Raw genomic sequence first — 15413 nt, 5'->3', positions numbered from 1 at the left:
AGGCGCACGGCCTCGCGGCGGCGGCGCATGGCGGCGGGCACGGTCAGCAGCAGGCCGAACAGCGTACCCACCACGAAAGCCACGAGCATCACGACAATAAGCGGGACACCTTGCACGACGTAGTCGGCATAGAACTTCACCGCGACCGGGTCGGTGTTCTTCAGGGCGAACATCAACACCGCAACGAAAACGAGCAATCGCAGGGCCCAGACAAGGTAGCGCATGGCGCATGCTCCAGAATGTTCAAGACTCAATTGTAAGCGGAAGCCGCGCACCCACGGTGGCAAAAACAAAGCCCCTTGAAGAATCAAGGGGCTCGACCCACGGAACAGCATGCGGCACGGCAGTGTGCCCGGCCCGTGCCCTACATGGCGTGCATGCCAAGCAGGGTGGGCAGGGGTTCGTCTGAAGTACCGTCGGATGGCGTATCTGCCAGGCCGCCGGCCAGATCGACCCGCTCGCGCAATTCTTTGCCGGCCTTGAAATGCGGCACCTGCTTGCCAGGTACCAGCACTTGCTCGCCCGACTTGGGATTGCGCCCGATACGGGGTGAACGCTGCGACAGCGAAAAGCTGCCAAAACCGCGGATCTCGATGCGCTGACCCGAGGCCAGGGCCTGGGTCATTGCATCGAGCACGGTCTTGACGGCGAGATCGGTATCGCGGGCGGCCAGCTGGGGATAGCGGGCCGCCAATACGGCGATCAGCTCCGACTTGGTCACTATCAGCCGTCGTTGCGCTGTTGATCCAGCTTGGCCTTGAGCAGCGCGCCCAGGTTGGTGGTACCCGAGGAGGCGCTGGCTTCGGACATGCGCTGGATGGTGTCGGCGGTTTCGGCGTTATCGCGGGCCTTGATCGACAGCTGGATCGAACGCGTCTTGCGGTCGATGTTGACGATCATGGCTTCGACGTTCTCGCCAGCCTTCAGCACGGTGGTGGCGTCTTCGACGCGGCCCGAGGAGATCTCGGAGGCGCGCAGGTAGCCTTCCACGTCGACCGACAGCGTCACGACGGCGCCCTTGGGCTCGACCGACTTGATGACGCCCGGCACCACGGCACCCTTGTCGTAGGTGGCAACGAAGTTGTTGAAAGGGTCGCCTTCCAGCTGCTTGATGCCCAGCGAGATGCGTTCCTTGTCAGTGTCGATGCCCAGAACCACGGCTTCGATTTCGTCGCCCTTCTTGAAGTTGCGGACGGCTTCTTCGCCGGATTCGGTCCAGGACAGGTCGGACAGGTGCACCAGGCCGTCGATGCCGCCGGGCAGGCCGACAAACACGCCGAAGTCGGTAATGGACTTGATGGCGCCGCGGACCTTGTCACCACGCTTGAAGTTGGTGGCGAACTCTTCCCACGGGTTCTGGCGGCACTGCTTCATGCCCAGCGAAATGCGGCGACGGTCTTCGTCGATTTCCAGGACCATGACTTCGACTTCTTCGCCCAGGGTAACCACCTTGCGCGGGTCGACGTTCTTGTTGGTCCAGTCCATTTCGGACACGTGCACCAGGCCTTCGATACCGGCTTCGACCTCGACGAAGGCGCCGTAGTCGGTCAGGTTGGTAACCTTGCCGAACAGGCGGGTGCCTTGCGGGTAACGACGGGCCAGGCCCACCCAGGGATCTTCGCCCAGTTGCTTGACGCCCAGCGACACGCGGCTCTTTTCCTGGTCGAACTTGAGGACCTTGGCTTCGACTTCCTGGCCCACTTGCAGGACTTCGGAAGGATGACGCACGCGGCGCCACGCCATGTCGGTGATGTGCAGCAGGCCGTCGATACCGCCCAGGTCGACGAACGCGCCGTAGTCGGTGATGTTCTTGACCACGCCCTTGACCACGGCACCTTCGTGCAGGGTCTCGAGCAGCTTCTGGCGCTCTTCGCCCATGCTGGCTTCCAGCACCTGGCGGCGCGACAGCACGACGTTGTTGCGCTTGCGGTCAAGCTTGATGACCTTGAATTCGAGGGTCTTGCCTTCGTACGGGGTGGTGTCCTTGACGGGACGCAGGTCGACCAGCGAACCGGGCAGGAAGGCGCGGATGCCGTTGGTCATGACGGTGAGGCCGCCCTTGACCTTGCCGGTGATGGTGCCGGTAACCAGTTCGCCGTTCTCGAGGGCCTTTTCCAGTTGCAGCCAGGCCGACAGGCGCTTGGCGCGGTCACGCGACAGGATGGTGTCGCCGTAGCCGTTTTCCAGGGAATCGATGGCCACCGAGACGAAATCGCCGGGTTGCACTTCGAGTTCGCCCTGGTCGTTCAGGAACTCTTCCAGGGGGATCAGCGCTTCGGACTTCAGGCCGGCGTTGACGACGACGAAGTTATGGTCGACGCGCACGACTTCGGCGCTGATGACTTCGCCGGACTTCATGTCCTGGCTCTTGAGGCTTTCTGCGAAGAGGTCGGCGAAGCTTTCGCCGCTGGTGGCGGGGGTGGAAACGGAAGACATGGGGTTGAAATCCATTGGGCCAAAATGGCCAGTAAAAACACACCGAAGCGGATTGCCCGCGACAGTGGAGTGAATGAACCTGCCAGGGCCCGTGCCCAGGACTATGCCGGGAACTACGAACCGCCGCCAGGGACGGAAACCTTCCAGAAATCGAGTACTGCCTGCACCGTTTGCTCGATAGTCAGGTATGACGAATCGACCACGTGTGCATCTGCCGCCGGTACCAGCGGCGCCGCGCTGCGCTGCGTGTCGCGCGCATCGCGTTCGCGCATATCGCGCAAAAGGTCGGATAGATTAGCAGAAATTCCCTTTTCGATCAACTGCTTACAGCGCCTTTCGGCACGCGCTTCGACATCGGCCACCAGGAATACCTTCAGGGCGGCGTCGGGAAACACCACCGTACCCATGTCGCGGCCGTCGGCCACCAGGCCGGGCGGCACCCGGAACGCGCGCTGGCGGTCGAGCAGCGCCTGCCGCACCGCCGGATAAGCGGCGATGCGGGAAGCGAAGTTGCCCACCCGTTCCTGGCGGATGGCCTCGCCGGCCTCGGCGCCGTCCAGGTAGATATGGCGCCCCTCGAAACGGGCGTCCAGGTCGCGCGCCACCTGGGCCACGGCGGTTTCGTCTTCGGCGGCCAGGCTGCGGTTCAGGGCGGCCAGCGCGGTCAACCGGTACAGCGCCCCGCTGTCCAGCACGGCCCAGCCCAGGGCCTTGGCGACGCGGTGCGCCACCGTGCCCTTACCCGAGGCCGTGGGGCCGTCGATAGCAATGACAGGCGCTCGGGAATCTGCGGAGGAAGCGGGCTCAGTCGTCATGGCGGTCGGTAGCCGGGCCTGCCCCGGCCACCAGGCCGGCGTAGACGTCAAAATAATCGGGAAAGGTCTTGCTGACGCAGCCCGGATCCAGGATGCGCACAGCCGCCGGTCCGAATGCTGCCAGCGAAAAACACATGGCCATGCGGTGGTCGTCGTAGGTGGCGATCTCGGCATCGCGCCATTCGCCCGCCGCGGGCGGCACCACGCGTAGCCAGTCCGGGCCGGACTCCACGCCGGCGCCCAGCTTGGCAAGCTCGGTATGCATAGCGTGGATGCGGTCGGTTTCCTTGACGCGCCAACTGCCGATATTGCGCAGGCGGCAAGGTCCGTCGGCGTACAGGGCCAGCGCGGCAGCGGTCATGGCGGCGTCGGGAATCAGGTTGAAATCGGCGTCAAAGGCCTTCAGGCGCTGGCCCTGGTCGACCCGCACCCCGCGCGCGGAAATCCAGTCGGGGCCGTATTCGACCTGCACGCCCATGTCGGCCAGCGTCCGCGCGAACGCCACATCGCCCTGGATGCTGTCCGCCCCAACACCAGTCACCCGCAGCGGGCCGCCGCCGATCGCGCCCAGCGCCAGGAAATACGAGGCCGACGAAGCGTCGCCCTCGACCGCGATGCGGCCCGGGCTGTGGTACGACGCCCCGGCCTCGATGGTAAAAGTGCGCCAGCCGTCGCGCCGCACCTGCACGCCGTAGCGCGCCATCAGGTTCAGGGTGATCTCGATATAGGGCTTGGAAATCAGTTCACCGGCCACCTCGATGATCACCGGGCTGTCGCTGCCCTGGGCCAGCACCGGCGCGGCCAGCAGCAGCGCGGTCAGGAACTGGCTGGACACGGCGCCCTGCACGCTGGCGGCCAACTGGCCGCCAACCTGGCCCGCACCGATTTCCAGCGGCGGGTAGCCTTCCTGGCCCAGGTAGGCGATGTGGGCGCCCCACTGCCGCAGCGCATCGACCAGATCGCCGATCGGCCGTTCGTGCATGCGCGGCACGCCCGACAGGCGGTATTGCCCGCCCATCAGGGCCAGCGCGGCCGTCAGGGGCCGGAAGGCGGTGCCCGCATTGCCCAGGAACAGCTCGGCCTGCTTCACCGGAAACCGGCCGGCCCCCGTCACCGTGGCGCTGCCCGGCGCTTCCTGGATCACATCGACACCCAACTGCCGCAAGGCGGCCAGCATGACACGGGTGTCATCGGAATCCAGCAGTCCGGATATTTCCGTGCGCCCGGCCGCCAGCGCGGCCAGCAGGAGCACCCGGTTGGAAATGCTCTTGGAACCCGGCAAGGCAACCTGGCCGCGCGCCTGGCGGGCGCGGGGCAAATCCAGATGCGGCAGTCCAGTCATGGCAGAATTTACTCCTTGCGCCAGTTTCGGCGCACCTCGGCGGCGCGCGCCAGCAGGGCTTCCAGCGCGGCGCCATCGCCGCCGGCCATGGCGTGTTCGATCTGGTCCAGCACAGCCCGCACGGCAGCCAGTTCATCGCGCAAGGCGTCGCGATTCGACAGCAAGATGTCGCGCCACATTTCGGGCGAACCAGCGGCAATGCGCGTGAAATCGCGAAACCCCGACCCGGCCAGGGCCAGGCGCGTGGCGGCGTCATCGGCCCCGGCCACCTGGGCCATGTAGGCCGCCGCCAGCAAATGCGGCATATGGCTGACCGAGGCCAGCACGCGGTCATGCGCGTCGGCGTCCATGTCTATGACGTGCGCACCGCAAGCCTGCCACAAGTCGCGCACGCGCGCGACCCCTTGCGGCGCATTCTCGGGCAAGGGGCTCAGGATGACGGTGCGGCCCCGGTACAGGGTGGCATCGGCCGCCTCCGGCCCGCTGCGCTCCGCGCCGGCGATGGGATGGCCCGGCACGAACTGGCCGATGCGGTCGCCCAGGGCGGCGCGCGCCTCGGCCACCACTTCGGCCTTGGTGCTGCCGGCGTCGGTCAGCAAGGCGCCGGCCCGCAGGTGCGGACGCAACTGCGCCAGTATGGCGCCCAGGCTGCCCACCGGGGTGGCCAGCAGAATGATGTCGGCCTGCGCGGCAGCCTCTTCGACCGAAGCAACGCCGTCGATCAGGCCCAGGGCCTGGGCCTGGGCCAGCGATTGGGCATTGCGCCCCACGCCCAGCACCTGCCCCACCAGGCCCGCCTGCCGCAACGCCAGCGCGGCCGACCCGCCGATAAGGCCCACCCCCACTACTGCCAATACAGGAATGAGGGGGCCGCCGGCCCCCTGTGTCGCGATGTCGGTAAACGACGCCGTCATGCCGCCAGGACTTCCGTCAGCGCAGCAATGAACCGCTGGTTTTCGTCCGGCAAGCCAATGGTGACGCGCAGCCATTCCGGCAGGCCGTCGCCCGCCACCGGCCGCACGATCACACCGCGCTTGAGCAGTTCGACATTGACACGGGGCGCATCGCCCACGTGAACCAGTACGAAATTGCCATAGCTGGGCACGTAGCGCAGCGACAAACCTTCAAAAGCCTTGCACAGCTGCTGCTTGCCGGCCTTGTTCATCTCGTAGGCGCGCGCCAGGTAGTCGGCATCGCCCAACGCAGCGATGGCGGCGGCCTGGGCCAGGGTATTCACATTGAACGGCTGGCGCACGCGATTCAGAAGATCGGTCAGCGCGGGCTGCGCCACGGCGAAACCCACACGCAGGCCGGCCAGGCCGTAGGCCTTGGAAAACGTGCGCGACACGATCAGGTTGGGATACTGGCGAACCAGGGCCACGCTGTCGAAACGCAGTTCAGGGTCCAGGTATTCGTTATAGGCCTCGTCCAGCACCACGGTAACGCGATCGCCGTGCGCCGCATGCACGCGCTGCAGGAAGGCTTCCACCTGCGCGCCGGGCACGAAAGTGCCCGTGGGGTTGTTGGGATTGGCGATGAACACCAGGCGGGTATCGTCCTGGATGGCCGCGAACATGGCGTCCAGGTCGTGGCCATAGTCGCGCGCGGGCACCTGGATATGGCGGGCGCCGCGCGCCTGCGTGGCCAGGCGATAAACGGCGAACGAATGCTGCGCGTATACCGCCGAGGTTCCGGGTTCCAGCAGCGCCAGCGCCGCGATCTCGAGAATGTCGTTGGATCCGTTGCCCAGCGTGATCCAGTTCATGGGCACACCGTAGCGCGTGGCCAGGGCCGATTTCAGGTCGAACCCGTTGGGGTCGGGATAACGGGCCAGGGTCTCGGCCGCCGCCGCCAACGCCTTGCGCGACGATTCGGGCATGCCCAGCGGATTCTCGTTCGAGGCCAGCTTGACGATGCCGGCCGGGTCCAACCCGAATTCGCGGGCCAGTTCTTCAATGGGTTTGCCCGCCTGGTACGGCGCGATGGCGCTGACGTGGGCGGGAGCAACCAAGGGCTTGATGGCAGATGTCATGACGATACGTACGCGCGCGAAAATTTACTGTGCCGGGTAAGAGCCCAGCACCTTGATGAAGGCCACTTGCGCCTGCAGGTCGGCCAATGCACGGGTCACTTGCGGATCGTCGCGGTGCCCCAGCACATCCACATAAAAATAATATTCCCACTGGCCCGTACGCGCCGGCCGTGATTCGAAGCGGGTCATGGACACGCCGTTGGCGGCCAACGGCGCCAGCATGTCGTACACCGCGCCGGCGCGGTTCGGCACCGCCAGGATCAGGCTGGTCTTGTCCTTGCCGCTGGGCAGGGGCTGGATATGGCCCACGGCCAGGAAGCGCGTGCGGTTGTTGGGGTCGTCCTGGATTCCGGCCGCCACCACTTGCAGGTTCCAGGCCGGCGCGGCGCTTTCGCCGGCAATGGCCGCAACCGCCGGGTTGCCGGCCGCCACCCGGGCGGCCTCGGAATTGCTGGCCTCGGCCACGCGCTCCAGGTTCGGGAAATTGCGACCCAGCCAGGCCTGGCACTGCGCCAGCGCCTGCGGGTGCGCCGCGATGGTGGTGACGCCATCCATCGATCCCGACTGCGTCATCAGGCAATGCCGGATATCCAGCGAACGTTCGCCCTGGATCTTCAAGGGGGTATTCAACAGCAGGTCGAGGCTGCGGTTGACGGCGCCTTCAGTGGAGTTTTCCACCGGCACCATGCCCACTTCGGCCTGCCCGGCCTCGACGGCACGGAATACCTCGTCGAACGAAGCGCAAGGCAGCGGCTGGATTGAATGACCGAAATGGTCAAAGGCCGCCTGCTCGGAAAACGAGCCGCGCGGCCCCAGGTAAGCCACGGCCATGCCGCGTTCCAGCCCACGGCAGGCCGACATGATTTCCGTCCAGACCGATGCCACGGCATCGCCGGGGAAAGGGCCGGGGTTGATCTGCTGCAGGCGCCGGATGACCTCGGCCTCGCGCTCGGGACGCAGCACCGGACCGTCGGCCGCGGCCGCGTGCTTGATGTCGCCCACTTCCAGCGCCGCCTGCGCGCGCTGCGACAGCAGGCTGAGGATCTGCGCGTCGATGGCGTCGATGCGTTCCCGCAGCGGCTTGAGCTTGGCCAATAAAGAATCATCAGCCATGGCGGCGCTCGAACTCTTGCATGTAATCGACCAGCGCACGCACGCCGTCCAGCGGCATGGCGTTGTAGATGGACGCGCGCATGCCGCCCACCGTCTTGTGACCCTTCAATTGCGTCAGGCCGGCCGCTTCGGCGCCCTGCAAGAACGCGTCGTTGAGCGACTCATCGCGCAGCACGAAAGGCACGTTCATGCGCGAACGCACGGGCGCATGGACGGGATTGCGGTAAAAACCGGTGTTGTCCAGGTAGCCGTACAGCAGGTCGGCCTTGGCGCGGTTGGCGGCTTCCATGCCGGCCACCCCGCCCTGCGCCTTGACCCACTTGAACACCAGGCCCGCCATGTAGATGGCGAACGCGGGCGGCGTGTTGTAGCGCGAATGCTCCGCCGCCACGTTGGCGTAGTCGAACGCCGAGGGGCAGATGGGCAGGGCCTTGCCGATGAGGTCACGGCGCGCCACGACCATGGTGACACCCGCGGGGCCGGCATTTTTCTGGGCGCCGGCGAACATCAGGCCGGTGCGCGTGACATCCATGGGACGCGACAGGAAATGCGAGGACGCATCCACCACCAGCGGCACGTCGGGCGCGCCCAGCGCCGCCATGTCGGGCCAATCGGTGAACTCGACCCCATGAATGGTTTCGTTGCTGCACAAATGCAGATAGGCCGCTTCCGGGCGCACGTTCCAGGCATCCACGGGCGGCACCCAGGTCCAGGGAGCTTGCTCGCGGCCGTCGATCTGGGCGGGCACGCCGCTGCTGGCGGCAATGTGCGCATCGCCATAACGGCCGGCTTCTTTGTGCGAACGCGTGGACCAATGGCCGGTCACCACGAAGTCGGCCGCGGGATGGCCGCGCCGGCCGATCAGGTTCATGGGCACAATGGCGTTTTCGCCCAACCCGCCGCCCTGCATGAACATCACGGCATAATCCGCCGGAACACCCAGCAGGTCGCGCAGGTCGGACTCGGCCTGGTCGCAGATCTGCACGAAATGCTTGCCGCGATGGCTCATTTCCATCACGGACATGCCGCTGCCGTTCCAGTCCAGCATTTCGGCGGCGGCCTGCTGCAACACCACCTCGGGCAGGGCCGAGGGACCTGCCGAGAAGTTCCAGGGGCGGGCCATTATTGCTCCGTAGGTTCAGTCGGTTCGGACGAAGCGCCGGCATCGCCTTCGGCGTCCGTCGCTTCAAGTTCGTCGTCGTCGGCGTCCGCATCGCTTTCCACCACGCGGCGCACGCCCGACAGGCTGCTGCCGTCGTCCACGCTGATCAGGGTTACCCCCTGCGTCGCGCGGCCCATTTCGCGGATTTCGGACACGCGGGTACGCACCAGCACTCCGCCGGTGGTGATCAGCATGATCTCGTCGGACGGCATCACCAGCACGGCCCCCACTACCTTGCCGTTGCGCGACGAGGTCTGGATGGCGATCATGCCCTTGGTGCCGCGGCCGTGGCGGGTGTATTCCGCGATGGACGTGCGCTTGCCGAAGCCGTTTTCGGTGGCCGTGAGCACGCTTTGCGACTCATCGCCCGCCACCAGCAGCGAGATCACCGTCTGGCTGTCTTCGAGCGTCATCCCGCGCACGCCGCGGGCATTGCGGCCCATGGGGCGCACGTCGTTCTCGTCGAAACGCACCGCCTTGCCGGCGTCGGAGAACAGCATGACGTCGTGCTTGCCGTCGGTAAGGTCGGCGCCGATGAGATAGTCGCCTTCATCCAGCCCCACCGCGATGATGCCGGCCTTGCGCGGGTTGGAGAAATCGGACAGCGGGGTCTTCTTGACCGTGCCGCGCGACGTCGCCATGAACACGAAGGTATCTTCGCTGAATTCCTTGACGGGCAGCACCACCGTGATTTTCTCGCCGTCGGCCAGCGGGAACATATTGACGATGGGTTTGCCGCGCGACCCGCGCGTGCCCTGCGGCACTTCCCAGACCTTCAGCCAGTACACCCGGCCGCGATCGGAGAAGCACAGCAGGTAGTTGTGCGTATTGGCAATGAAGAGCTGGTCGATCCAGTCGTTTTCCTTCATGGCCGTGGCCTGCTTGCCGCGTCCGCCGCGCTTCTGCGAACGGTATTCGGACAGCGGCTGGCTCTTGATATAGCCCGCGTGCGACAGCGTCACCACCATGTCGGTGGGCGTGATCAGGTCTTCAGTGTCGAGTTCGGTGGCGTTCAGCTCGATCTCGGCACGGCGCGTATCCTTGGCGCTGGTGGAGAATTCGGCCTTGATGGCCTGCAGTTCGTTACCGATGATGGTGGTAATGCGCTCGGGCTTGGCCAGGATGTCGAGCAGGTCGGCAATGTTGGCCATGACGTCTTTGTATTCGCCGACGATCTTGTCCTGCTCGAGCCCAGTCAGGCGCTGCAGGCGCATGTTCAGGATTTCCTGGGCCTGGGTCTCGCTCAGGCGGTACATGCCGTCGCCCTGCAGGCCGAAGCTTTCGTGCAGGTCGTCGGGACGGAACGCGGCGCTGCCGCCCACGGCGTCCAGGTCAGTGCGCGACAGCATTTCGCGCACCAGGGAAGAATCCCATGACCGCGACATCAGTTCCTGGCGCGCCACGGGCGGTGTAGGCGCGGCGCGGATAATGGCGATGAAATCGTCGATGTTCGCCAGCGCCACGGCCAGGCCTTCCAGCACATGGCCGCGTTCGCGCGCCTTGCGCAGCTGGAACACCGTACGGCGCGTGACGACTTCGCGCCGATGCTGCAGGAAGTAGTGGATAAGTTGCTTCAGGTTCAGCAGGCGCGGCTGGCCATCGACCAGCGCCACCAGGTTCATCCCGAAGGTGTCCTGCAGCTGCGTATTCTTGTACAGGTTATTGAGAATGACCTCGGGCACTTCGCCGCGCTTGAGCTCGATGACCAGGCGCATGCCGTCCTTGTCGGACTCGTCGCGGATATCGGCGATGCCTTCGATCTTCTTTTCGTTGACCAGCTCGGCAATCCGTTCCTGCAAGGTCTTCTTATTGACCTGGTAGGGAATCGCGTCGACCACGATGGCCTGGCGATTGCCCTTTTCCATGTCTTCGAAATGCGTCTTGGCGCGCATGACGACGCGGCCGCGGCCCGTGCGATATCCCTCGCGCACCCCGGACATGCCGTAGATGATGCCGCCCGTGGGGAAGTCGGGCGCCGGAATGATTTCCATCAGTTCGTCCACCGAACATTCCGGATTGCGCAGGCAATACAGGCAGCCGTCGACCACTTCCTGCAGGTTGTGCGGCGGAATGTTGGTGGCCATGCCCACCGCGATGCCCGAACTGCCATTGACCAGCAGGTTGGGCAGGCGCGAGGGCAGCAGCAGCGGTTCTTGTTCGCTGCCGTCGTAGTTGGGCCCGAAATCGACGGTTTCCTGGTCGATATCGGCCAGCAGTTCGTGGGCGATCTTCGCCAGGCGCACTTCGGTGTAACGCATGGCCGCGGCACTGTCGCCGTCGACGGAACCGAAGTTGCCCTGGCCGTCGACCAGCATGTAGCGCATGGAGAAATCCTGCGCCATGCGGACGATGGTGTCGTAGACGGACTGGTCGCCGTGCGGGTGGTACTTACCAATGACGTCGCCCACGATACGGGCCGACTTCTTGTAGGCGCGATTCCAGTCGTTGTTGAGCTCATGCATGGCATAGAGCACACGCCGGTGCACGGGCTTGAGGCCGTCGCGCACATCTGGCAACGCCCGCCCCACGATCACGCTCATGGCGTAATCAAGATAGCTGCGGCGCATCTCTTCTTCCAGCGATACCGGAAGCGTCTCCTTGGCGAAGGAATCCATATATATAGCGACTGAATCGAGTAAGGGAAACCCGGGCCGGGTAAACAGGAAATTCTATCATCCGATTGCCAGACCATCGCCGCGGGAATTCTGACGGGCGCCGTTATCCGGCGATGCATGGCGCGATCGCCGCCCTGTTGCCAAAAACCAACATCCCTGTGGCGCACAAGAAAGAAATGCCCCGATCCAGCACCAATGCGGCTTGCGGAGGCAGTCAAAGGCCATCAAATGCCTTAAGATTGTTTCCAGCACGCAGGAGACCCAGTAGCGATCCTTTGAACCTTTTCTGGGCGTTGCTATACTGGCCCCGTTTTCCTGATATGCGGCGGGGGTTCGCTGCGAGTCACTTATCCAGCTTCAAGCTCAACGAGGAGAAACATGAACAAACCCTCCAAATTCGCTCTGGCGCTCGCCTTCGCCGCGGTTACGGCATCCGGTGCAGCTTCCGCGCAAACCGTGGACAACTGGCGCAATCCGTTCGGCGACGTGTGGATGAACGGCACGAATGAACTGTGCTGGCGCGATGCCTTCTGGACCCCGGCCACCGGTATCCCCGGTTGCGACGGCGTGCCGGTTGCTCAGGCACCCGCCAAGCCCACGCCGATGGCCACCAAGGTTGTCTTCAACGCCGACACGTTCTTTGACTTCGACAAGTCGACCCTGAAGCCGGAAGGCCGCCAGCTGCTGGATCAAGTTGCCCAGCAAGCCCAGGGCATCGACCTCGAAACCATCATCGCCGTCGGCCACACCGACTCGATCGGTACCGAAGAGTACAACCAGGGTCTGTCCGAGCGCCGTGCCGCTTCGGTCAAGGCCTACCTGGTCAGCCGTGGCGTCGACCCCAACCGCATCTACACCGAAGGCAAGGGCGAACTGCAGCCCGTGGCTTCCAACAAGACGCGTGAAGGCCGCGCCCAGAACCGTCGCGTTGAGATCGAAGTGGTCGGTAGCCGCCGTTAATCGACGAGCTAACCGCTACAATGAAGGGCCTCGCACTGCGAGGCCCTTTTTTTTCTTCCGGCGCGGCCGCGCCCAGTTGCCCATGACGACCCAGACCTCCGCATCCGCCCGCCCCGGCGTCAACGCCGACCAGGCCGAGCTGGACAAGTTCGCTGCCCTGGCCGCCCGCTGGTGGGACCCCGAAAGCGAATTCAAGCCGCTGCATGCCATCAATCCGCTACGCCTGGGCTGGATCCAGGAATGCTCCGGCCCCCTGGCCGGCAAGACCGTCCTGGACGTAGGGTGCGGCGGCGGCATTCTCTCGGAAAGCATGGCCGTGGCCGGCGCCCAGGTCACCGGCATCGACCTGGCGGAAAGATCCCTGAAAATCGCGCGCCTGCACGGCCTGGAATCCGGCGTCAAGGTGGAATACCGCGCCGTGCCCGTAGAAGAACTGGCCACCGAGCAGCCGGCCCGCTACGACGTGGTGACCTGCATGGAAATGCTGGAACACGTGCCCGACCCCGGTTCCATCGTGCGCGCCTGCGCCCAGTTGGCCAAGCCGGGCGGGTGGGTGTTTTTCTCCACACTGAACCGCAACGCCAAGTCATTTTTGTATGCCATCATCGGCGCGGAATATGTACTGCGCCTGCTGCCGCGCGGCACCCACAGCCACGACCAGTTCATCAAGCCCAGCGAACTGGCCGCCTCGGCCCGCCAGGCCGGGCTGGAACCGGCCGGCATGCGCGGCATGGAATACAACCCCATTTCCCAGGTTTACAGCCTGTCCAATGACACCTCGGTGAACTATCTGATGGCTACCCGCAAATGAGCGCCCTGATCCTGTTCGACTTCGACGGCACCCTGGCCGACACCGCCCCCGACCTGGCCGCCGCGGCGAACCGCCAGCGCACCCGCCGCGGCATGCCCGCCCTGCCCTATGAAGACTTGCGCCCGGTCGCGTCGCAAGGCGCCCGGGGCCTGCTGCGCGTGGCGCTGGGCCTGCTGCCCGACCACCCCGACTACGAACCTGCCAGGCAGCAGTTCCTGCAAGACTACGCCGCCGGATCCACCCTGCACAGCCGCTTGTTCCCGGGCGTTGCGGCCTTGCTGGACGACATCCGCGCGCGCGGGCTGGCGTGGGGCATTGTCACCAACAAGGTCACCCACCTGACCCTGCCCATCGTGAAACACCTGGACCTTACCCGCCACAGCGCGGTGCTGGTCTGCGGCGACACCACCGAGCACGCCAAGCCGCACCCGGCCCCATTGCTGCACGCGGCCCGCGAAGCCGGCTACGCCACCGATCGCTGCGTGTATGTCGGCGACGACCTGCGCGACATCCAGGCCGCCCACGCAGCCGGCATGCCCGCGGTGGCCGCCGCCTATGGTTACCTGGGGCAAGACGAGAACATCACCACTTGGTCGGCCGAGGCCTGCGCCAATACCCCCGATGAACTCTGGGCCGCTATCGAGCCGCTGCTGCCCAGCGACGTGCGCCAGCCTGCCTGACCCTGGGCCGGCACATACCGGCCGGTCACTGTTCGCGCCAGGCGAATAGTCATGCCGAATACCGCGTCTTTATCCCGCCCATGGGCTGCATTACAGTGAAGCCCTGACGCACTGCCTTGCCGCCCGGCCCGCCTCCCCTCTCTCGGCGGGCCGGTCAACGGCACCTCCGGCCGGGCCTTGCCCCAGCCCCATTTCTTACCCTTTCCCCACCCGCTGACAGCGCGCGGTTGTATCGTGCCGCGCATCGGGAGCCCCATGCTATTGCCTATTTTTCTGCTTTCCATCGCCGGATTCACCATCCTGACCACAGAGTTTTTGATCGTCGGCTTGTTGCCGCCATTGGCCCGTGACCTGCATGTCACGGTGTCGCAAGCCGGGCTACTGGTTACTTTGTTCGCCTTTACCGTGGCGGCCACAGGCCCGCTGCTTACCGCGCTGATGACCAACATCAACCGCAAACGGCTATTCGTGGGCGTACTAATCTTGTTCGGTGCATCCAACGTGGCGGCCGCGCTGGCACCGAATATAGAAATCATGGGGTTGGCGCGCTTTGTGCCCGCGCTGGCGCTGCCCGTGTTCTGGTCCCTGGCCAGCGCCACGGCGGTCGAGCTTGCCGGACCGGCACATGCTGGCCGGGCGATTTCGATGGTGGCCTTCGGCATCGTGGCCGCCACCGTATTCGGCATACCCATAGGCGTGCTGATTTCGGATGCCTATGGCTGGCGCGCGGCCTTCGGCGCGCTGGCCGTACTGGCATTTGCCAAGGCCGCGCTGCTGTGGGTGTTCTTTCCCCGGCCGCCGCAGCAGCCGCAGAGTATCAACCTGAAGTCGCAGCTGCGCATTTTGCGCAATCCCCGCGTGGTGGGCCATGTCCTGCTGTCGCTGCTGGTGTTCACCGGCATGTTCACCGCCTACACTTATCTGGCCGACATGCTGGAACGCTTGGCTGGCTTCACCGGCCAATGGGTGGGTTGGACGATGATGGCCTTCGGCGCCATCGGCCTGCTGGGCAACTGGGCCGGCGGCCGCCTGGCCGACCGCAGCACGTTGGGCGCCACGCTGCTGTTCTCGGCGCTGATGGCTGCCGGCCTGTCCGTGCTGGGCCCGGTGATGCGCTCGCCCGGCCTGCTGGCCGTGGCGCTGGGCACGTGGGGCATCGCCCAGGCGGCACTGTTCATCGTGTGCCACGTTCGTGTGATGAAATCAGCCCCTGAAGCGCCCGCCTTCGCCGCGTCGCTGAACATCTCGGGCGCCAACACCGGCATTGGCATCGGCGCCATCGTGGGCGGCTATGTCATCGACCACCATGGCCTGGCCTCGCTGGGCCTGGCCGCGGCCGGCATCATCGTGGCCGCCCTGGGCCTGGGCGTCCTGCTGATGGCGGCCGGCCCGGCCCGCGTCCGAGCCCTGCCGAAACAGACTTGCGCCAACGCGTGAACGCCCCGGC

The 15413-nt window shown here is 65.4% G+C and carries 14 protein-coding genes; 4 read left to right on the top strand and 10 right to left on the bottom strand.

The window, feature by feature from the left end:
* The 10 genes from LPZ50_RS04260 to gyrA form a co-directional block, all read right to left on the bottom strand.
* Window positions 1-224, bottom strand: a 224-nt coding sequence (locus LPZ50_RS04260) for a LapA family protein (RefSeq protein WP_230657966.1), incomplete at its 3' end; no start/stop codon positions are given.
* Window positions 225-364: 140 nt separating this feature from the next.
* Window positions 365-721 (bottom strand): integration host factor subunit beta, encoded by a 357-nt coding sequence (locus LPZ50_RS04255; RefSeq protein WP_230657964.1) that lies wholly within the window; start codon window positions 719-721, stop codon window positions 365-367.
* A gap of 2 nt (window positions 722-723) precedes the next feature.
* Entirely contained in the window at window positions 724-2436 is a 1713-nt protein-coding gene (gene rpsA, locus LPZ50_RS04250) for a 30S ribosomal protein S1 (RefSeq protein ID WP_230657962.1), read from the bottom strand.
* A gap of 113 nt (window positions 2437-2549) precedes the next feature.
* A complete protein-coding gene (gene cmk, locus LPZ50_RS04245; RefSeq protein ID WP_230657959.1) occupies window positions 2550-3251 on the bottom strand; it encodes a (d)CMP kinase in 702 nt (233 codons plus the stop codon).
* Window positions 3241-4593, bottom strand: a complete 1353-nt coding sequence (aroA, locus tag LPZ50_RS04240; protein WP_230657955.1) for a 3-phosphoshikimate 1-carboxyvinyltransferase — start codon at window positions 4591-4593, stop codon at window positions 3241-3243. Before aroA ends, cmk begins: the two co-directional genes overlap by 11 nt.
* An 8-nt stretch (window positions 4594-4601) precedes the next feature.
* Window positions 4602-5507 (bottom strand): prephenate dehydrogenase, encoded by a 906-nt coding sequence (locus LPZ50_RS04235; RefSeq protein WP_230657952.1) that lies wholly within the window; start codon window positions 5505-5507, stop codon window positions 4602-4604.
* Window positions 5504-6625, bottom strand: a complete 1122-nt coding sequence (hisC, locus tag LPZ50_RS04230; protein WP_230657950.1) for a histidinol-phosphate transaminase — start codon at window positions 6623-6625, stop codon at window positions 5504-5506. The genes LPZ50_RS04235 and hisC overlap by 4 nt, the downstream gene beginning before the upstream one ends.
* Window positions 6626-6649: 24 nt before the next feature.
* Window positions 6650-7738, bottom strand: a complete 1089-nt coding sequence (pheA, locus tag LPZ50_RS04225; protein WP_230657947.1) for a prephenate dehydratase — start codon at window positions 7736-7738, stop codon at window positions 6650-6652.
* A complete protein-coding gene (serC, locus tag LPZ50_RS04220; RefSeq protein ID WP_230657945.1) occupies window positions 7731-8861 on the bottom strand; it encodes a 3-phosphoserine/phosphohydroxythreonine transaminase in 1131 nt (376 codons plus the stop codon). Before serC ends, pheA begins: the two co-directional genes overlap by 8 nt.
* Window positions 8861-11515: a DNA gyrase subunit A gene (gene gyrA, locus LPZ50_RS04215; protein ID WP_230657943.1), complete on the bottom strand. Its 2655-nt coding sequence runs from the start codon at window positions 11513-11515 to the stop codon at window positions 8861-8863. The genes serC and gyrA overlap by 1 nt, the downstream gene beginning before the upstream one ends.
* A 378-nt stretch (window positions 11516-11893) precedes the next feature.
* On the opposite strand from gyrA, the gene ompA reads away from it, so the two are divergent.
* From ompA to LPZ50_RS04195, 4 genes are all read left to right on the top strand, one after another.
* Window positions 11894-12475: an outer membrane protein OmpA gene (gene ompA / locus LPZ50_RS04210; RefSeq protein ID WP_230657941.1), complete on the top strand. Its 582-nt coding sequence runs from the start codon at window positions 11894-11896 to the stop codon at window positions 12473-12475.
* Window positions 12476-12557: 82 nt separating this feature from the next.
* Window positions 12558-13286 carry a bifunctional 2-polyprenyl-6-hydroxyphenol methylase/3-demethylubiquinol 3-O-methyltransferase UbiG gene (gene ubiG, locus LPZ50_RS04205; RefSeq protein ID WP_230657938.1) on the top strand — a complete coding sequence of 243 codons (729 nt, stop codon included), beginning with the start codon at window positions 12558-12560 and terminating at the stop codon, window positions 13284-13286.
* Entirely contained in the window at window positions 13283-13966 is a 684-nt protein-coding gene (gph, locus tag LPZ50_RS04200) for a phosphoglycolate phosphatase (protein ID WP_230657935.1), read from the top strand. The genes ubiG and gph overlap by 4 nt, the downstream gene beginning before the upstream one ends.
* A 255-nt stretch (window positions 13967-14221) precedes the next feature.
* A complete protein-coding gene (locus LPZ50_RS04195) occupies window positions 14222-15403 on the top strand; it encodes an MFS transporter (protein WP_230657931.1) in 1182 nt (393 codons plus the stop codon).
* Window positions 15404-15413 lie beyond the last annotated feature (10 nt).

Source organism: Bordetella petrii (genome assembly GCF_020991325.1).
Classification (GTDB): Bacteria; Pseudomonadota; Gammaproteobacteria; order Burkholderiales; family Burkholderiaceae_B; genus Bordetella_A; species Bordetella_A petrii_E.
Note: the sequence above shows the minus strand (reverse complement) of the source record. Positions and strands in the feature narration are given on the sequence as shown.